Origin of the sequence: Streptomyces sp. NPDC048664, from assembly GCF_040650555.1 — a bacterium.
Taxonomy (GTDB): domain Bacteria; phylum Actinomycetota; class Actinomycetes; order Streptomycetales; family Streptomycetaceae; genus Streptomyces.
Genome location: NZ_JBEZHK010000010.1, coordinates 143,385 through 161,576, shown reverse-complemented (window position 1 = coordinate 161,576; position 18,192 = coordinate 143,385). Strand labels below are relative to the sequence as shown.

Genomic DNA, 18,192 nt, shown 5'->3' with positions numbered 1-18,192 from the left:
TACCGACGGCGATACTTGCCCCGGCACACCCACGCCCGCACCCGAACACGGGCGAAGGTGGCCGCGGGATGACCATGGGGGAGGTCGAGTGACACAGCCGCAGCAGGGCACCGGCATCGGCATCGCGCCGGCCGCGACACCCGTGGCGCCGCCCGCCCCGCCACGCCGTCCGGCCTTCGTCGAGGGCGTCGAGCACGTGCGCGCCGCCGCGACGACCGAACCCGGCCGACTGCGCCTCATGGGAGCCGTCCTCGCCCTGCTGGTCGTCGCGTTCGGCGCCGTCACCGCCTGGCAGATGGGCGAGCGGGCCGACGCCGCCGACGACGTGCTGCACCGCAGTCAGCCGCTGAGCGCGGGGGCCGCCGACATCTACCGCTCCCTGGCGGACGCCAACACGACCGCCTCCAGCGGCTTCCTGTCGGGCGGTCAGGAGCCGACGGCGACCACCGAGCGGTACGAGAGGGACATCAGGACGGCCGCCGCGGGACTCGTCACGGCGGCCGCCGGCACCGACCCCGGCTCTCCCTCCGCGCACACCGTCGCCCAGCTCAACGAGCTGCTCCCCCGGTACAAGGGCCTCGTCGAGCGGGCCCGCGCCAACAACCGGCAGGGCTTCCCGGTGGGCGGCGCCTACCTGCGCGCGGCGAACGACGTGATGCAGCGGCAGATGCTGCCCGCCGCGCAGGACCTGTACACCAAGGAGAACCAGCGGCTGCGCTCCGACTACGCGAACGCGACGCCGTATCCCTGGGGCGCGATGGCGGTGGGCGTCCTCGCGCTGGCCGCGCTCGCCCTCGCGCAGCGCCGTACCTACCGGCGGACGAACCGGGTGCTGAACCACGGCCTGGTCGCCGCCACGGCCTCCTGCGCCGTCGTGCTGCTGTGGCTGGTCGCCGGACACAGCCTGGCCCGCGCCGGGCTCGACGCGTCCTACGACCACGGCATCCGCTCGCTGGACGTGCTGCACGACGCGCGGATCGCGTCGCTGAACGCGCGCGGCAACGAGAACCTCACCCTGGTCAGCCGTGGCGCCGAGACCAGGAAGCTGCCGGACGGCACGGTCCAGGACGCCTACGACTACGCCTTCCAGCGGGAGATGAGGACCCTCTCCACCTCCCTCGACCAGGCCTCCTCGCTCGCCGACGCCCCCGAGGGCAGGAAGCCCGTGGCGGACGCCGCCGCCGACATGAAGGTCTGGCTGCAGCGGCACGGCGACGCGCGCAAGGCCGACGACGAGGGCGACTACCAGGCCGCGCTGGACAAGGTCGTCGGGACCAGGGCGGACCAGCCCACCGGCGAGTGCTTCGACGGCGTGGACGCGAGCCTGGCGCGGGCGCTGGACCGCGAGGAGAGCGAGTTCCACCGGTCGGCGACCTCCGGAAGAGCCGCGCTGACCGGGCTCCCCGCGGGCGCGACCCTTCTCGCGGTGCTGGGCGCGGCGGGCGCGCTGCTCGGCATCGGGCGCAGGCTTTCGGAGTACCGGTGAGCAGGGGAGCGGCGATGATCGCACGGCGTCTGAGGGCGAGCCTGAAGGGCTGGGGCGGGGTGGGCGCGATACTCCTCGCCTGTGTCCTCGCCGTGGGCCTCACGCTGCTGCTGCCACTGGCGCACCCCCGCCCCGGCGGCGGCTCCACGGGCACCGGCGGACCCCGCGTCGCCATGGCCGACCAGGCCAAGGCGGGCTCCTGCGGGGCGCACCCGGAGCGGTTGAGCCCGCCCCCGTCCGGTGACGAGAGCGGCCCGGCGGTCACCGCCATCAAGGCACGCGGCTATGTGTCGGTGGGCGTCGACCAGAACAGCTACCGCTGGGGCTATCGCGACCCCAACAAGAAGGGCAGCGACCTCGAAGGCTTCGACATCGACCTCGCCCACGAGATAGCGCGGCGGATCCTCGGCGACCCGGGCGCCGTGCGCTTCCACGCGATACCCACCAACCAGCGCGTGTTCGCCGTCCAGCACCACCAGGTGGACATGGTGGTGCGCACCATGACGATCACCTGCGACCGGCTCGACGACGTCGCCTTCTCCGACCCGTACTTCACGACAGGCCAGCAGGTCCTCGCGCCGAAGGCGTCGGACATCACGGGATACGACGGCTCCCTGGCCGGCAAGCGGGTCTGCTCGGCCCAGGGTTCGACGGCCGCCGCCGCGCTGGCGCAGGACCAGAGGTCCGGGAAGCTGCCCGCGTCCACGGACATCTCCACCGCCGTCCCCAACCAGCTCGACTGCCTGGTCGCGCTGCAACTCGGCGAGGTCGACGCGGTGGTCACCGACGGCGCGCTCGCCGCGAGCCAGGCCGCCCAGGATCCGACGGTCGAACTCAAGGGGAAGCCCTTCACGACCGAGTACTACGGAGTGGCGATGAACAAGGACGACGTCGACCTGGTACGCCGGGTCAACCAGGTGCTCGTGGACTACCGCGCGAGCGGCTGGGGGGCCTCGTACGCCAAATGGCTCTCGCCGACCCTGGGCGCGGACTCGGCGTCGTCCAGACCGCCGTCCTCCTGAGGACCGAACGACCTGGTACCACTGGAGAGTCACCGAGCGGCCCGGCGCACCGGACACGCGCGCGGGACACGACGAGACGAGGGGTGATCGATGGGCGCCACGGGACCCACCGGTCCGGTGCTGGACCGGGACGAGGTGGACCGTGCGCTGGCGCGGCTCGGCGCGGAGCACGAGGCCATAGAGACCTCGCTCCTCGCCCTGCAGGACCACGCGGGCCGCAGGCTCCTCGAAGGCGCCGAGCTGACCGGCGTCACCAAGGAGCGCTGGGCGTCGGCCGAAGCCTCGATCACCCTGCTGTGGACGTACTTCGACGCCTACACCGCCGCGTTGCGTCGGGCGCGGGAGATCCGTGCCCGGCGGCGCTGGTCCAGCCGCGAGGATCTGACCGAGCTGACCGAGCTGCTGCACGGCGCGGGCGTGACCGTCGCGGACGGCACGGCGGTGTCCGCGGGCGCGGTGTCGCTGACGGGCACCGGAAAGCTGAGCGAGCAGTTCACGCTGGCGCGGCTCGTGGAGCGGATGAACGAGCTGTACGCGGCCTCGCTCGACCTGGTCGTCGCGGCCGACGCGGTGTGGTCGGCGCTGCCCGCCCGGATCGATTTACTGGCCGCGGAGTTGCAGCGCACCCGCCGGCTCGCGCACTCGGTGGGGGTGCGTCCCGCGGAGCACCCGGCGGGGGACGACCTGGAGCGCATCACGCGCGTACTGACGAGGCTGCGTCAGGAGGTCGTCTCCGATCCGCTCGCGTACTGGGTTCCGGCGCAGGGGAGTTCGGCCCCGGGCGGCGGCCGTCCGGACACGGCGACGTACGACCGTGAGGCCCGCGCCCTGGAGGAGGTGCGCCGCGAGATCGACGCGGTGCTGACGGTCCGCCAGGACGCGGAGACACGGCTGGTGAAGCTGCGCGACCTGCTCAGCCGCGCGGACCGCACTCTGGCCGAGGCCCGCAGCGCCCGCGGGGAGGTTCTCGCGAAGATCGCGGCCTCGGAGGTGCCCGCGGTCAGCGGCCCGCCGACCGCGCTCCAGGAGCAGCTCGCGACGGCCGCCGAGTACCGCAGGCACGCCCAGTGGCACCGCCTGTCACCGCTGCTGGAGTCGCTGGAGCAGCGGGCGGAGGACGAACTGCTGCGGGCCCGCGAGTCGTTGACGGCCGTCACCGCGCCGCTCGCGGTCCGCGCGGAACTGCGCGGCCGACTCGACGCCTACAAGGCGAAGGTGGCCCGGCACGGTCTCGCGGAGGACCCGCTGCTGATCGAGCGGTACGACGCGGCGCGCCGCATGCTGTGGAGCGCGCCCTGCGATCTGCGGGCGGCCGAGGGGGCGGTGCTGCGCTACCAGCGGGCGGCTGCCGAGCAGTTCGGCCAGCGTGTGCCCCACCAGGACGCGCCGGACGACCGGAGGGGGGAAGCGTGAGCCAGGAAGGGCAGACCTGTCAGCGGCCCGGCTGCGAGGGGTCGTACGAGGACATGGGCGGCGGCGAGCTGTACTGCGACACCTGCGGGCTCGCCCCGGTCGTCGCGGCCAGGGGTGCCACCGGGTCCGAGCGGAGCGGGGCGTCCGAGGAGACGCGAGGGTCGCACGGCTCCAGGGAGTCGCGGGGATGGCAGGAACCGCGGGAGGGCATGATCGCCTCACCGGCGACGGGGATCACCGGGGGCGGCCCCGACTCCCGGGGTTCGTCCAGCCGTGCCTCCTCGCGCTCCTCGCAGTCCCGGCGTTCGGTGTCCGGGCGGCTGACCGGCAGGTCCACGAGCCAGTCGGTGTCGGTGCGCAGTTCGGGTTCGGCGTCCGGTGGTTCCGGGCGCGGCCGGCTCGGCCTCGGCCTCGTCCAGGTGCCGGACGTCCCGCGGCCCGATCCGCACGCCATGGCGCTGGAGAACCCCGAGGTACCCGAGCGCAAGCGTTTCTGCTCGCGCTCCGACTGCGGGGCCCCGGTGGGGCGTGCGCGCGGCGAACGGGCGGGGCGCACGGAGGGGTTCTGCACGAAGTGCGGCCACCCGTACTCGTTCGTGCCCAAGTTGCGGGCCGGCGACATCGTGCACGGCCAGTACGAGGTCGCGGGCTGTCTGGCGCACGGCGGGCTCGGCTGGGTCTACCTCGCCGTGGACCGCGCGGTCTCCGACCGGTGGGTGGTCCTCAAGGGCCTGCTCGACACGGGCGACCAGGACGCGATGGCCGCGGCGATCTCCGAGCGCCGCTTCCTCGCGGAGATCGAGCACTCCAACATCGTGCGCATCTACAACTTCGTGGAGCACCTCGACCAGCGCACCGGCTCGCTCGACGGCTACATCGTGATGGAGTACGTCGGCGGCAAGTCGCTCAAGGACATCGCCAACTCGCGCCGCGCGGCGGACGGCAGCAGGGATCCGCTGCCGGTGGAACAGGCCTGCGCGTACGGCATCGAGGCGCTGGAGGCCCTCGGACATCTGCACAGCCGCAATCTGCTGTACTGCGACTTCAAGGTCGACAACGCCATCCAGACGGAGGACCAGCTCAAGCTGATCGACATGGGCGCGGTACGCCGGATGGACGACGAGGAGTCGGCCATCTACGGCACGGTGGGATACCAGGCGCCGGAGGTCGCGGAGATCGGCCCGTCGGTGGCGAGCGACCTCTACACGGTCGCGCGCACCCTCGCGGTGCTCACCTTCGACTTCCAGGGCTACACGAGCTTCCACGTGGACTCCCTGCCCGACCCGGGCACCGTCGAGGTCTTCGGACGGTACGAGTCCTTCTACCGGCTGCTGGTGCGGGCCACCGACCCCGATCCGGCGCGCCGGTTCGCGTCCGCGCAGGAGATGTCGGAGCAGTTGACGGGGGTGCTGCGCGAGGTCGTCGCGCTGCAGACGGGCCGTCCGCGGCCCGCCCTGTCGACGCAGTTCGGCCCCGAGCTCAAGGTCACGGACACGGAGCTGTTCCCGAAGCCGGACGGTGACGTCTCGCGGCTCGGGGCCAGAGGGGTGCCGGCGCGGCGTCGGTGCGGGATCGCGGCGGGCGCCGGACGTCCGGCGTCCGGCGTCGTCATCCCGCACCAGATCGCGCCGTCGGGCGCGCGCACGGACCCGGGCCCGCACGGCGCGACCGCGAGCGCCCTCCCGGGAGCGGGCGGCGCCGGCGCCGCCTCGTCGGGTGCCGCCGTGGTCAAGCCCGTCGACACCGCCGCCGCGGCGCTCACGCTGCCGGTGCCCCTCGTCGACCCCGGCGACCCCAACGCCGGTTTCCTCGCCGGCCTCATGGCCTCCGCGCCCGCCGAGCTGATCACCGCGCTGCGGGCGGCCCCGGCGAGCTCCCCCGAACTGGGTCTGCGCGAGCTGCGCGCCCGCCTGGAGATGGGCGACACGGACGCCGCGGGCCGGGCGCTCCAGGCGCTGGCCACGGACCACCCCGAGGACTGGCGGGTCGTCTGGTACCGCGGGGTCACCGCACTGGTCACGGGCGACCACGAGGACGCCGCGCTCTCCTTCGACGCGATCTACGACGCCTTTCCCGGCGAGCCCGCGCCGAAGCTGGCCCTCGGCCTGTGCGCCGAGGTCCTCGGCCAGCTCGACAACGCCGCCGAGTACTACGGCCTCGTCTGGACCACCGACCCCAGCTATGTCAGCTCGGCCTTCGGGCTGGCCCGCGTGCAGTTCGCCGCCGGGGACCGGCGTGGCGCCGTACGCAGCCTGGAGTCGGTGCCGGAGGCGTCCATCCACTACACCGCCGCCCGTGTCGCCGCCGTGCGGGCGCGGTTGCGGCGGCGTGCGGACGCGGACCCCGACCCGGCCGTCCTGGACGACCTGGTGGCCGCCGCGGGCCAGGTACAGGCGTTGGAGTCGTACGGCCTGGACGCCGTACGGCGCGAGCGGTTGTCCACAGAGGTCCTCGGCTGTGCGCTGGACTGGGTACTCTCCGGTAGCCAGGGTCCGGCCGGCCGGGGTTCCGCGTCGGCCTCCGCGGACGGCCGGGCGCTGCTCGGCAGTCCACTGGACGAACGCGGCCTCCGGTTCGGCCTGGAGCGCTCGTACCGGATGCTGGCCAGACTCGCCCAGGGCGGCGAGGAGAGGATCAACCTGGTGGAACGTGCAAACCGTTACCGCCCCCGGACGTGGGTGTGATCGATGTCCCAGATGCCCCAGCCGACGGCGCTTTCGCGGTGCCCCAGTTGCGAGGAGCCCCTTGAGGAGGGCGACCGCTTCTGCGGCGCCTGCGGGTACGACCTCTCGGTGGTGCCCGCCCCGCCCGAGGACACCCCTACGCTCACCATGAACGGCACGCGAACGCCCGCTCCCCGGAGCGCGGAGCCCGCGGGCGCCTGGCCCACCGCCGCGCCCGCGAGCGCCGCGAGCGCGGCCGCCCCCCTGCATGTGCCGGCCGACATCCCCGGCACGGACTCCGGCGGCTCCGACCTGTCCGAGCCGGCCGACCCCCACCTCGCGCCCGCGCCCGCGCCGGACGAGTCCAGGGGCGTACGGCTGGACCGGCCCGCGGACTCCACGGGCGCCGGGGCCGAGGCGGACTACCACCTCGCGGCCCCCGAGCCCGTCGACCCGCGCACCGCCGGCCCCCTCGCGCCCCCCGCCGGCACCAGGGTCTGCGTGGCCTGCCGCGCCGGCACCGTGGACAGCGACGGCTACTGCGAGCACTGCGGCCACGCCCAGCCACGCGAACGCGACCATGTCGAGCAGGAGTCGGGCACGATCGCCGCGGTCAGCGACCGGGGTCTTCGCCACCACCGCAACGAGGACGCGTTCACCGTCTCGCAGGCGGCGCTGGCCGACGGGACGCCCGCCGCCATCGCGATCGTCTGCGACGGCGTGTCCTCGGCGACCCGCCCCGACGAGGCCTCCCTGGCCGCGGCCCGGGCCGCGAACGAGACGCTGCTCGACGCCCTCCCGCACGGCACCCACCCCCAGCAGGCGATGCACGACGCGATCATGGCCGCGTCGTACGCCGTCAACGCGCTGGCCGTCGAACCGGAGACGGCCCAGGAGCACTCCCCGCACCAGAACGCGCCCGCCTGCACCCTCGTCGGCGCCATCGTCGCCGCCGGTCTGCTGGTCGTGGGCTGGGTCGGCGACAGCCGCGCCTACTGGGTCCCGGCCGACCGCTCCGCTCCCCCGGCCCGCCTCACCGAGGACGACTCCTGGGCCGCGCAGATGGTCGCCGCGGGCCTGATGGGCCAGGCCGAGGCGTACGCCGACGAGCGTGCCCACGCGATCACCGGATGGCTCGGCGCCGACGCCTACGAACTGGAGCCGCACACCGCCTCCTTCAAGCCGGACCGGCCGGGCGTGGTGGTGGTGTGCACCGACGGGCTGTGGAACTACGCCGAGGCGGCCGAGGAGATGGCCGAGGTGGTGCCGCCCGAGGCGGCGAACCGTCCGCTGCACGCCGCTCAGGTACTGGTGGGCCACGCCCTGGACGGCGGGGGCCACGACAACGTAACAGTGGCGGTCCTCCCGTTCCCCGCCGCGCCGCAGGGGGCAGGATCCGCCTGAGGGAAGCGGCCCGGCCCCGGGCGCGGGCCGCCCACGGACCGGAGGGGACCGGTCCGCGTTCAGTCATCGCCCCACGACGTTGGGGTTCTTGAGGGGGATCGGACGAGTCATGGCCAACTTCTCGAAGTCGAGTGTGCCGCGGTTCTCGGTGGACGTGTACCAGAACGAGTACCTGCCGCAGGGCGGCAGCGAGGTCAACGCCATCGTGACGGTGACGGCGACCGGCGGCGGCACGGTCGGCGGCGCGGTCGCGGCGCCCCACCTGTACACGCCCGGGAACGGCCCGAGCGCGGCCGTGGCGATCATGGTGGACTGCTCGGGTTCGATGGACCACCCGCCGACCAAGATGCGCGGCGCGCGGGAGGCCACCGCCGCCGCCGTCGACACGCTCCGCGACGGTGTGCACTTCTCGGTGATCGGCGGCACCCATGTGGCCAAGGAGGTCTACCCGGGCGGCGGCAGGCTCGCCGTCGCCGACGCGACGACGCGCGACCAGGCCAAGCAGGCGCTGCGGGGGCTCGGCGCGGGCGGCGGCACCGCGATCGGCACCTGGCTGCGGCTGGCCGACCGGCTGCTGTCGTCCGCGGACGTCTCCATCCGGCACGGCATCCTGCTCACCGACGGCCGCAACGAACACGAGTCGCCCGAGGACCTGAGGGCCGCGCTGGAGGACTGCGCCGGCCGTTTCACCTGCGACGCGCGGGGGGTGGGCACCGACTGGGAGGTCAAGGAGGTCACCCAGATCGCCTCCGCGCTGCTGGGCACCGCCGACATCGTCGCCGACCCGGCCGCCCTGTCCGCCGACTTCACGCACATGATGGAGACGGCCATGGGCAAGGAGGTCGCCGATGTCGCGCTGCGGCTGTGGACACCGGTCGGCGCGCAGGTCGCCTTCGTCAAGCAGGTGGCGCCCGCGGTGGAGGAGCTGACCGACCGCCGGGCGGAAGCCGGTCCGCGCGCCGGGGACTACCCCACCGGCTCCTGGGGCGACGAGTCCCGCGACTACCACGTGTGCGTCCGGGTGCCGGCCGCCGCCGTCGGCCAGGAGATGCTGGCCGCCCGGGTCTCGCTGGTGATCCCGCAGGGCGAGGAGGGCGCCGCGCTGAGCCTGGGCGCGCAGGGGCTGGTACGGGCCGTGTGGACCGACGACATGTCGGCGTCGACCTCGATCAACCCCCAGGTCGCGCACTACACGGGCCAGGCCGAACTGGCGGAGGTCATCCAACAGGGCCTCGATCTTCGCAAAGTGGGCGATTTCGACGGCGCGACGGCCAAGTTGGGACGTGCCGTCCAGTTGGCCGGCGCCTCGGGGAACGCGGATACTGCGAAACTGCTTGCGAAGGTGGTGGACGTGGTCGACGCGGCGACAGGTACTGTGCGACTGAAGACAAAGGTCGCCCAGGCCGACGAGATGACTCTCGAGACCCGGTCCACGAAGACCGTTCGTGTGAAGAAGTGACCTGAACGTCCGCCGACAGCGAGCCCGGCCCGAAGGGTCGGAGAACCACACCGGTCCGAGGGGCCGGAGAAGGAGAGGGGGAAGCGCCGACATGCCGACCTGCCCGAACGGACACCAGTCGGGTTCCGACGACTGGTGCGAGGTCTGCGGTCACCGTATGGCCGGTGCCGTACCCCCGCCGCCACCCCCGCCGCCCGCCGGATACGGCTACCCGCCGCCCGGCTCTCCTCCGCCGCAGGCCGGCGGCCGGCCCGGGGGGCGCCCGCTGTCCGCCGTGCCGGACCTGGAGCCGGAGCTCTGCCCGCAGTGCCGCACGCCCCGGGAGGGCGGTGCGCCGTTCTGCGAGGAGTGCCGGTGGAACTTCCTGACCAACACGGCGACCTCCTACACCCCCGCCGCGCCCCGGCCGCCCGCGCCGGGTCCGGGGGTGCGTTTCCAGCAGGGCGGCGGGCAGACCGCGCCCGGGATCGACCCGTTCGACTACGAGCGGTCCCGGCCCTCGCGCGTGAACCGGCCCGCGGAACCCATTCCGCCGGGCCCCTTCGGCGACGAGCCGTCCGGGCTGACCGGCTTCGGCGCCTCCGCCTCGCGGCCGCCCGCCTTCGGTGAGGGCCCCTCGCGGCCGTCGCCGTTCGGCGAGAACCCCTCCCGTCCCGGGGGCTTCGGGTCGGACCCCGCCTCCGGCTTCGGCGCGGACCCCTCGCGTCCGGCCCCGCCGCCCGCGCCCACGTCCGGCGGCCCGGGTGGTCCCGGCGGCTTCGGCGGCCCTGGCGGCTTCGGCGGCCGTCCCGGCGGCCCTGGTGCTCCGGGCGGCCCGCAGCAGACCGGTGCGCCCGGCGCGCCCTCGGCGTTCCACGGCGGTCCCCCCTCGGCGTTCCAGCCCCCGGCTCCGCCGCCCGCGCAGGGCGGCGCCCAGCAGGGCTTCCCGCCCGCGCCGACGCAGCCCGGCGCTTCGGCGTTCGGCGGGGGCGACGACGACTGGCTGATCCCACCGCCGTCGTCCTCCGGCGCACCGCAGAGCGGCGGCTACGGCTACCCGGGCCCGGGGTCCGCCCAGGCCTCTGCGCCGCCCTACGAGCAGCAGCAGGCGCCGTACGAGCAGCAGTCGGCGACCTGGACCGCGACCATCGGTCCGGACCGCGAGTACTTCATGGCGATGATGCACCGCTCCGGCCCCGAGGCGGCGGGCCTCAACCTGCCGGCGTACTCCCCGGAGCAGCAGCGCACGCTCACCGGCGAGCAGATCACCATCGGCCGCCGCCGGCACTCCACCGGGGACACCCCCGACATCGACCTGGCGGTCCCCCCCGAGGACCCGGGCGTCTCGCACCAGCACGCGCTCCTGGTCCAGCAGCCGGACGGGTCCTGGGCGGTGGTCGACCAGAACTCGACGAACGGCACCACGGTCAACGGCGGCGAGGAGCCCATCCAGCCCTTCGTGCCGGTCCCCCTGCGGGACGGGGACCGGGTGCACGTGGGCGCCTGGACGACGATCACGATCCACCGCGGCTGAGACACGACTGCCGCCGCCCCTGTCCGCACCGGCGGACAGGGGCGGCGGTCCTAAGCCCGGAGTCCTCCGTCGCCCTGTCTGAGACCATGGAGCACGTGAGAGAGATTCGGCGCGGCACACTTCAGGAGCAGACCTTCTACGAGCAGGTCGGCGGTGAGGAGACCTTCCGCCGCCTCGTGCACCGTTTCTACGAGGGCGTCGCCGAGGACCCGGTCCTGCGGCCCATGTATCCCGAGGAGGACCTGGGCCCGGCCGAGGAGCGCCTCACCCTGTTCCTGATCCAGTACTGGGGCGGCCCGACGACGTACAGCGAGAACCGCGGGCATCCGCGCCTGCGCATGCGGCACGCGCCCTTCACCGTGAACCAGGCCGCGCACGACGCCTGGCTCAGGCACATGCGGGTGGCCGTGGACGAGCTCGGCCTCTCCGCGGAGCAGACGACGACGCTGTGGAACTACCTGACGTACGCCGCCGCGTCGATGGTGAACACCCCGGAGTGAGGCGCGCGCCGGGGCCGGAGTCGGGCAGGATCAGCGGACGCTGACGTCCAGGGCCCCGAGCCCCGCCCTGCGGACGGCGACCGACCCGTAGGGCATGCGCAGCCGGAGCCAGGCACCCGAGGAGAACAGACCGAGCGGCTCGACGCCCGGCGACCGGGGGGCGGGGCGCAGGAAGCCGAGCGACTGCGCCGCGTGCAGGGCCCGCACGGGCAGCCCGGTGTCCGCGACCGTGCGGGACCAGATCTCCCGGCCGATCCGGTCGAGTTCGGCGCGTGTGCGCCGCTCGGGCGCCAGCTCCTGTGTCCGGGCGCGGAACTCGGCGACGGCTGCCCCGACGGTGGCCCGCAGGGCGTCGGGCGCGGGCAGTCCCGGCTCGGGCCGCCAGCCTCCGCGCGGTGGCAGGATCCCGGCCCACGCAGGGCCCGTGACCGCCGCCGGGACGGCCGCGGTCGCCGCGCGCTCGTCCACGCACTCCAGCAACTCGCCTGCGGAGACGGTCACGTCGAGCCGGTCCTCCAGCCCGTTCTCGTACGGCTTGGCGAGCCGTACCGAACGCACCGCGAGCACCTCGAACGACGGCGGGCGCCCGAACACCGCCAGCGCGGTCCCGCTCGCCTGGAGCCGTACGGAGGCGGCGCGGTCGTAGTGGATCAGCCGGGCGAGGAAGGCGGCGAGGTCCGCCGCCTCCCCGTCGTCGGCGAGTGGGAGCACCGTCCGTCCCGTCATGCGGCGACGGCCTCCTCGTCGCCGTCCCGGTACCCGGCGAGGAACTCCCGCTCCTCGGCCGTGATACGGCGTGGCCGCTGGGCCTCGAAGTCGAACGGCACGATCACGGTCGAGGCGCGGACGTAGACCTGGTCCGGGTCCTTCACCTCGTAGGCGAGGGTGAAGGACGCGGCCCTGATCTCGGTGACCCACAGCTCGATGTCCACCGGCGTGTGCCGGTGGACCAACTGCCGCCTGTAGTCGATCTCATGGCGTGCCACCACGGACCCCTGCTGGAAATCCTTGTCCGGGCGGAACAGGAAGTCGATACGGGCCTCCTCCAGATAGCGGAGGAACACCACGTTGTTGACGTGGCCGTACGCGTCCATGTCCGCCCAGCGCAGCGGGCAGCGGTAGAGATGCCGCAAGATCGATCAGCCTCGCGTCAGCTTCTTGTAGGTGGCTCGGTGCGGACGGGCCGCGTCCGGGCCGAGGCGCTCGATCTTGTTCTTCTCGTAGGACTCGAAGTTGCCCTCGAACCAGAACCACTTGGACTCGCCCTCGTAGGCGAGGATGTGGGTGGCGACACGGTCCAGGAACCAGCGGTCGTGGGAGACGACCACGGCGCAGCCCGGGAACTCCAGAAGGGCGTTCTCCAGGGAGGACAGGGTCTCGACGTCGAGGTCGTTGGTCGGCTCGTCGAGGAGCAGCAGGTTGCCGCCCTGCTTGAGGGTGAGCGCGAGGTTGAGGCGGTTGCGCTCACCGCCGGACAGGACACCGGACGGCTTCTGCTGGTCCGGGCCCTTGAAGCCGAACGCGGACACGTACGCGCGCGAGGGCATCTCGACCTGGCCGACGTTGATGTAGTCCAGGCCGTCGGAGACGACCTCCCACAGTGTCTTCTTCGGGTCGATGTTCTCGCGGCTCTGGTCGACGTACGAGATCTTGACGGTCTCGCCGACCTTGATCGAACCGGCGTCGGGCGTCTCCAGCCCCTGGATCATCTTGAACAGCGTGGTCTTGCCCGCGCCGTTCGGACCGATGACACCGACGATGCCGTTGCGCGGCAGGGTGAAGCTGAGCCCGTCCACCAGGACCTTCTCGCCGAAGGCCTTGTTGAGCTGGTCCACCTCGACCACGACACTGCCCAGACGCGGGCCCGGCGGGATCTGGATCTCCTCGAAGTCCAGCTTCCGCATCTTGTCCGCCTCGGCCGCCATCTCCTCGTAGCGGGCCAGACGCGCCTTGGACTTGGCCTGGCGCCCCTTGGCGTTGGAGCGGACCCACTCCAGCTCGTCCTTGAGCCGCTTCTGCCGCTTGGCGTCCTTCTGGCCCTCGACCTTGAGGCGGGTGGCCTTGGTCTCCAGGTACTTGGAGTAGTTGCCCTCGTAGCCGTGCAGACGGCCGCGGTCGACCTCGCAGATCCAGCCGGCGACGTTGTCCAGGAAGTACCGGTCGTGGGTGACGGCGACGACCGTGCCCTCGTACTTGGCCAGGTGCTGCTCCAGCCAGTTCACCGACTCGGCGTCCAGGTGGTTGGTGGGCTCGTCGAGCAGCAGCAGGTCGGGCTGCTCCAGCAGCAGCTTGCACAGCGCGACGCGGCGCTTCTCACCACCGGAGAGCTTGGTGACGGCCCAGTCCCCGGGGGGGCAGCCGAGGGCGTCCATGGCCTGCTCCAGCTGGGAGTCCAGGTCCCACGCGTTGGCGTGGTCCAGGTCCTCCTGGAGCCTGCCCATCTCCTCCATCAGCTCGTCGGTGTACTCGACCGCCATCTGCTCGGCGATCTCGTTGAACCGGTCGAGCTTGCCCTTGATCTCGGCGACACCCTCCTGGACGTTCTCCAGAACGGTCTTCTCCTCGTTCAGCGGGGGCTCCTGGAGCAGGATGCCGACGCTGTACCCGGGGGTGAGGAAGGCGTCACCGTTGGACGGCTGCTCAAGACCGGCCATGATCTTGAGGACCGTCGACTTGCCGGCGCCGTTCGGGCCGACGACGCCGATCTTGGCACCTGGCAGGAAGCTCAGGGTGACGTCGTCGAGGATCACCTTGTCGCCGTGCGCTTTGCGCGCCTTGCGCATGGTGTAAATGAACTCAGCCAAGAGAAACCGTCCGGCAGCTTGAAATCTGGCAGTGGGCAGATACACCCCATCTTGCCGCACCGCCACCCCCGGGCGGAAACCCGTCCGACCCGAGGGCCCTGACCTGGGCTTTCGCTGGCGGCCCCGGGTGGTCGGAAGGTCACCTTCGGTGGGCTGCGCCGCCCCTCGGGCCGTCGGAGGCCGGTTTCAGTCCAGGGGCAGGGACACCAGGTCGTCCGTGCGGGGCGTCCCCTGGACCGGGCCGGGCTGCTGCGGGACCGGGCCCGGCTGCCGGGTGACCAGGCTGAAGGGCTGCGGGAGCCGGTCGGACGGCTGCCGCGTGGGCACAGGCGGCAGGGACGGGACCGCCGGCTCCTCGACCGAGTCGAGGTGCGCGAAGACCACCACGTTGGACTCGTAGTCATGGGCGGTGTGGTTGTAGATGCCGCCGCAGGTGATCAGGCGCAGCTGGGAGGTGGACGTGGCGCCGTAGACCCGGTCGTCGGGGAAGTTCGCCTTGCTGAAGGTCTCGACGGAGTCGACCTTGAAACGGGCGACGCTGCCGTCCGCCCGGTCGATCCTCACCTGGCTGCCCGCCTTGAGGAAGCGCAGCAGCACGAACACCGCGGGACCGGTCTTGGTGTCGACGTGCCCCACCACGATCGACGCCCCCCGCTGCCCCGGGACCACCCCGTCCTGGTACCAGCCGACCAGGTTGGTGTTGTTCACGGGCGGCGCGTTCAACTGCCCGGTGGCCGCGAGGGACAGCCCCATGAAGGGGGCGTTCACCCCGATGGTCGGGATCAGGAGCCGCTTCGGCTCCCACAACGCGCGTTGCGTCGCCCCGTTCGGCACGGGCCGCGCCGGGTTGGCCATCGGCGGGACGACGGCCGAGGGCGAGGCGCCGTCCGTGGCCGCGGGGGCGACCGCCGGCGGGGTGACGTCCACGGGGGGAGGGGTCTGGGACGGCGGGACGATGTCCGCGGGCTGGGCGACGGCCGTCGGCGGAGTCGGTGGCTTGAGGTCCTCGGGGCTGCTCAGCGAGTGGTGGATGAGCAGGGCGCCGAGCCCCACCGCCGCGGCCGGCCAGAGCAGAGCACGGCCGGTGGTGGGCCTGCTCCGGGTCTCACCCGGCACGGTCGACTGCGTCAGGGCCATCGGGCAATGCCTTTCGTCGGCGGGGGTCGGACATCGGCGGGCCGAACGGCGGGCACCTGGACCGCAGCGGCGGCCGTCGTCACCCTTCGCAGAGCGACAACGGCCGCGACCACACGGAAGCCGGTGCTCACCAGCCGGTCAGGCCCCTACGGCACCCGACGCGCCCCGGCGGCGCAGCATGTACGCACCCGCCCCGAGGCCTCCGAGCAGCAGCACCGAGCCCGCGGCCAGACCACCGCCGGACTGGGCCAGACCGCCGCCACCGGCGTGCACGCCACCGCGCGGCGAGCCCGCCTGGCCGTGGTCGTGCCCGTGGTGGTGGCGACCGTGGTGGTCCTCGTCGCCCTGCTGGTCGTCACCCTGCTGGTCGTCGCCCTGGCTCCCGTCCTCGGCACCCGCCATGGGGTCCGCGGCGCTGTCCGAGTCGGCCGACGGGTCGTACCCCGAGTCGCCGTCATCGGCCTTGCGCATGGCGAGCGCACCGCCACCGGCACGCACTCCACCGCTCGGCTGCCTCGCGTCGTGGTGGTGCCGGCCGTGCTCGCGGGCGCCCTCGTCCTCGCTCCCGCCCAGCCCCTGGTCGTCGCCACCCGACGCCTCGTCACCGCGCGCCTCGTCGCCACGACCCTCGTCACCGCGACCCTCGTCCCCACGGCCTTCGCCGCCGCGACCCTCGTCACCGCGGTCCTCGTCGCCGGCCGGGCCGTGCCTGTGCGCGCCCCTTCCCTCGTTGCCCTTCGCCTCGTCGCCGTTCGCTTCCTGGCCTCTCGCGTGCTCGCCTCTGGACTCCTCACCCCTGGACGTCTCGTGTCTCTGGCTGTGGGAAGAGCCGTCGTCAGAAGCCCGCAGCTGAACCGCCGAAGCGGCGTGCGCGACGGGCGCCGAGAACGCGACGGCCGCGGCGATCGCCACGGAGGCGAACATGGTCCGGGTCACTCTCATCAGCGGTAGTCCTTTCGCTGCCACCGCGAAGGCCGACACCACGCCGGCACAGCGGATTCGCAGCAGCACCGTGATCACCATCAACCCGATGACCACGCCCCACCACCGCAGGACACGAAAATAGTGTCGGCTCGTACTCCCTCCGAGTGCCTCCAGGCCGAAAAGTAACCCGGTCGGCGGCACCCCCTTCAGCAGCAGCCCCCACCCCGAATGGCCGTCCCGTCGAACCGCGGTCGGGCGCCGACACGCTTCACCCATACGTTCGATGACACGACATCAGTTCCTTTCGCAACTCATCGCCGCCGGACGGGGACACTCCCACCCAGGAACAACCCAGAGCCTGACACTCTGTGATGTCAGTCGTGCGTCGGCGACTGCCTGCGACGGAGCAGGACGAGGACCGCGCCACCGATGACGACCAGCGCGATGGCCGTGCCGGTGATGATCGGGGTCGTGCTCGACGTGCCCGTCTCAGCGAGGTTGGTGTCCGGGGCAGCCACCCCGCCCACCGTGGCGGGACTGGGCTGACTGAGTGTCTGCGCGGCGAGACCGCCGGTGCTGGTCTTGGTCTCGCAGTCGAACACCCCCTTGAACCACTTCTGGCCGCCGCCCGGTTCCTTGATCATGAAGTCATACGCCTGGTCCTCCTGCAACGGGATCGTCACCGTCCGGGTCCCGCCCGCCGCGATGGCGTACTCGGCACCCATCAGGGCGAACCTGAAGGCGTCGTCCCCCTTGTTCACCCCGGTGATGTCCACGCCGCCCTTGGCGCAGTCCTTCCACGCCGACAGCGCGGGTATCGCGCCCTCCTCGGCCCAGTCCGCCGTCGCCGTGGCGGAGACGGTCGACTCGCTGGAGCCCGCGAGTATCTGCGTCTGGCTGCGGGCGTCGGAGGCGAAGGCCCGGCCGACCGGCACCGTGGTCGACGCCTGCACGGTCATCTCGGCCGCGCCGTCCCGCGCGCCGGTCGGCACCGCGAAGTAGACGCGGCTGCCGTCGACCGCCGACGTGACCTTCCTGCCGTCGTTCCCCACGATCTTGACGCCCGCGGCCGCCAGGTCCGTCGGGGGGGCCACCGCGACGCTGTCGGCGTTCGTGTGCACCGTGACCGGGCCGAGGCGCTCACCGGGGTGGCCGGAGACCGCCGGCGGGGTGAGCGTCAGGGACGCCGCCGGTTCGGGGACGGCGACGGCCCGCTTCTCCAGGTAGTCGGCGAGCCTCTCCGCCTGGGGGTCGACCGCGTCCACACGCGCCCCGTCCGAGTACCGCCATATCGCCACCTGCGTGCCGGCGGCCGCGTCCTGCTCGGTGAGGCCCTTGGCCCCGGCCTTGGCGGCGAGCGCCGCCAGGTCGTTGACCTGCGGGTAGGAGTTGTCCAGGATCCAGCGGATCTTGCCTGCGTTCCTGTTGCCGTTCAGGGAGGTGCCGCTCCAGGACGTCTCGTGGTACTTGGCGTCCCGCTGCGCCGGGCTCTGGATGTCGACGCCGTACGTCTGCAGGGTGCCGCCGCCGTCCACGGACATCTCGAACAGGCCCGCGGAGACCGGCCGGTCGGTGCCGTCGTCGTGCACGACGGCGGAGCCGAACACCTTGAGTCCGTCCAGGGTCGCGCTCGCCCCGCCCTCGCTCTGCGGCACCCCGTCGGCGACGGCCGCTCCCGCGGTGGCCATCAGCCCGGCCGCGACGAGGCCGGACACCAGGGGCGCGGCGGCGAGGCGAGCGGCCCCTCGCCTGCGCACGAACCGCACAGAGAGCGAAGAAAACACAGAATTCCCCTTCGAGCAGGACCCGTTGACGTGGGGGGCGGGGTCCCACCAGCAGAATCAGAAGCCCCAAGAGCTACCTCCGG

14 protein-coding genes are annotated in these 18,192 nt (G+C 72.9%); 8 read left to right on the top strand and 6 right to left on the bottom strand.

The features are described from left to right. Positions 1 to 115: 115 nt before the first annotated feature. The 8 genes from AB0C59_RS13940 (at position 116) to AB0C59_RS13905 (ending at position 11,460) form a co-directional block, all read left to right on the top strand. Positions 116 to 1,486: a hypothetical protein gene (locus AB0C59_RS13940; RefSeq protein WP_363004159.1), complete on the top strand. Its 1,371-nt coding sequence runs from the start codon at positions 116 to 118 to the stop codon at positions 1,484 to 1,486. Positions 1,487 to 1,500: 14 nt separating this feature from the next. Beyond that, positions 1,501 to 2,508 carry a glutamate ABC transporter substrate-binding protein gene (locus AB0C59_RS13935; RefSeq protein WP_363004008.1) on the top strand — a complete coding sequence of 336 codons (1,008 nt, stop codon included), beginning with the start codon at positions 1,501 to 1,503 and terminating at the stop codon, positions 2,506 to 2,508. A gap of 90 nt (positions 2,509 to 2,598) precedes the next feature. Further along, positions 2,599 to 3,921, top strand: coding sequence for a hypothetical protein (locus AB0C59_RS13930; protein WP_363004006.1), 1,323 nt, complete (start codon positions 2,599 to 2,601; stop codon positions 3,919 to 3,921). Next, on the top strand, positions 3,918 to 6,605 hold the full coding sequence (locus AB0C59_RS13925; RefSeq protein ID WP_363004004.1) for a tetratricopeptide repeat protein: 2,688 nt from the start codon (positions 3,918 to 3,920) through the stop codon (positions 6,603 to 6,605). Before AB0C59_RS13930 ends, AB0C59_RS13925 begins: the two co-directional genes overlap by 4 nt. A 3-nt stretch (positions 6,606 to 6,608) precedes the next feature. Beyond that, complete coding sequence (locus AB0C59_RS13920) at positions 6,609 to 7,988, top strand: protein phosphatase 2C domain-containing protein (RefSeq protein WP_363004002.1); 1,380 nt, start codon at positions 6,609 to 6,611, stop codon at positions 7,986 to 7,988. Between the two features lie 109 nt (positions 7,989 to 8,097). Next, positions 8,098 to 9,447 carry a VWA domain-containing protein gene (locus AB0C59_RS13915; protein WP_363004000.1) on the top strand — a complete coding sequence of 450 codons (1,350 nt, stop codon included), beginning with the start codon at positions 8,098 to 8,100 and terminating at the stop codon, positions 9,445 to 9,447. Between the two features lie 91 nt (positions 9,448 to 9,538). Continuing rightward, complete coding sequence (locus tag AB0C59_RS13910) at positions 9,539 to 10,960, top strand: FHA domain-containing protein (protein WP_363003998.1); 1,422 nt, start codon at positions 9,539 to 9,541, stop codon at positions 10,958 to 10,960. A gap of 86 nt (positions 10,961 to 11,046) precedes the next feature. Continuing rightward, positions 11,047 to 11,460, top strand: a complete 414-nt coding sequence (locus AB0C59_RS13905) for a globin (protein WP_363003996.1) — start codon at positions 11,047 to 11,049, stop codon at positions 11,458 to 11,460. A 30-nt stretch (positions 11,461 to 11,490) separates the two neighbouring features. On the opposite strand, the gene AB0C59_RS13900 is transcribed toward AB0C59_RS13905, so the two are convergent. The 6 genes from AB0C59_RS13900 to AB0C59_RS13875 form a co-directional block, all read right to left on the bottom strand. Further along, on the bottom strand, positions 11,491 to 12,186 hold the full coding sequence (locus tag AB0C59_RS13900; RefSeq protein WP_363003994.1) for a hypothetical protein: 696 nt from the start codon (positions 12,184 to 12,186) through the stop codon (positions 11,491 to 11,493). Beyond that, positions 12,183 to 12,593 (bottom strand): thioesterase family protein, encoded by a 411-nt coding sequence (locus AB0C59_RS13895; protein ID WP_363003992.1) that lies wholly within the window; start codon positions 12,591 to 12,593, stop codon positions 12,183 to 12,185. Before AB0C59_RS13895 ends, AB0C59_RS13900 begins: the two co-directional genes overlap by 4 nt. Before the next feature lie 6 nt (positions 12,594 to 12,599). Then, complete coding sequence (gene ettA, locus AB0C59_RS13890; RefSeq protein WP_363003990.1) at positions 12,600 to 14,264, bottom strand: energy-dependent translational throttle protein EttA; 1,665 nt, start codon at positions 14,262 to 14,264, stop codon at positions 12,600 to 12,602. 186 nt (positions 14,265 to 14,450) lie between these two features. After that, entirely contained in the window at positions 14,451 to 15,401 is a 951-nt protein-coding gene (locus AB0C59_RS13885) for a class F sortase (protein WP_363003988.1), read from the bottom strand. Positions 15,402 to 15,539: 138 nt separating this feature from the next. Then, a complete protein-coding gene (locus AB0C59_RS13880) occupies positions 15,540 to 16,343 on the bottom strand; it encodes a hypothetical protein (protein WP_363003986.1) in 804 nt (267 codons plus the stop codon). A 356-nt stretch (positions 16,344 to 16,699) separates the two neighbouring features. Next, entirely contained in the window at positions 16,700 to 18,082 is a 1,383-nt protein-coding gene (locus tag AB0C59_RS13875) for a TQXA domain-containing protein (RefSeq protein ID WP_363003984.1), read from the bottom strand. Positions 18,083 to 18,192 lie beyond the last annotated feature (110 nt).

What these genes read in the sequence shown, in the direction of transcription:
- AB0C59_RS13935 (WP_363004008.1), top strand. Translation starts at nt 1,501, where the DNA reads ATGATCGCACGGCGTCTGAGGGCGAGCCTGAAGGGCTGGGGCGGGGTG.
- AB0C59_RS13930 (WP_363004006.1), top strand. Translation starts at nt 2,599, where the DNA reads ATGGGCGCCACGGGACCCACCGGTCCGGTGCTGGACCGGGACGAGGTG.
- AB0C59_RS13920 (WP_363004002.1), top strand. Translation starts at nt 6,609, where the DNA reads ATGTCCCAGATGCCCCAGCCGACGGCGCTTTCGCGGTGCCCCAGTTGC.
- AB0C59_RS13915 (WP_363004000.1), top strand. Translation starts at nt 8,098, where the DNA reads ATGGCCAACTTCTCGAAGTCGAGTGTGCCGCGGTTCTCGGTGGACGTG.
- AB0C59_RS13910 (WP_363003998.1), top strand. Translation starts at nt 9,539, where the DNA reads ATGCCGACCTGCCCGAACGGACACCAGTCGGGTTCCGACGACTGGTGC.
- AB0C59_RS13905 (WP_363003996.1), top strand. Translation starts at nt 11,047, where the DNA reads ATGGAGCACGTGAGAGAGATTCGGCGCGGCACACTTCAGGAGCAGACC.
- AB0C59_RS13900 (WP_363003994.1), bottom strand. Translation starts at nt 12,186, where the DNA reads ATGACGGGACGGACGGTGCTCCCACTCGCCGACGACGGGGAGGCGGCG.
- AB0C59_RS13885 (WP_363003988.1), bottom strand. Translation starts at nt 15,401, where the DNA reads ATGGCCCTGACGCAGTCGACCGTGCCGGGTGAGACCCGGAGCAGGCCC.
- AB0C59_RS13880 (WP_363003986.1), bottom strand. Translation starts at nt 16,343, where the DNA reads ATGAGAGTGACCCGGACCATGTTCGCCTCCGTGGCGATCGCCGCGGCC.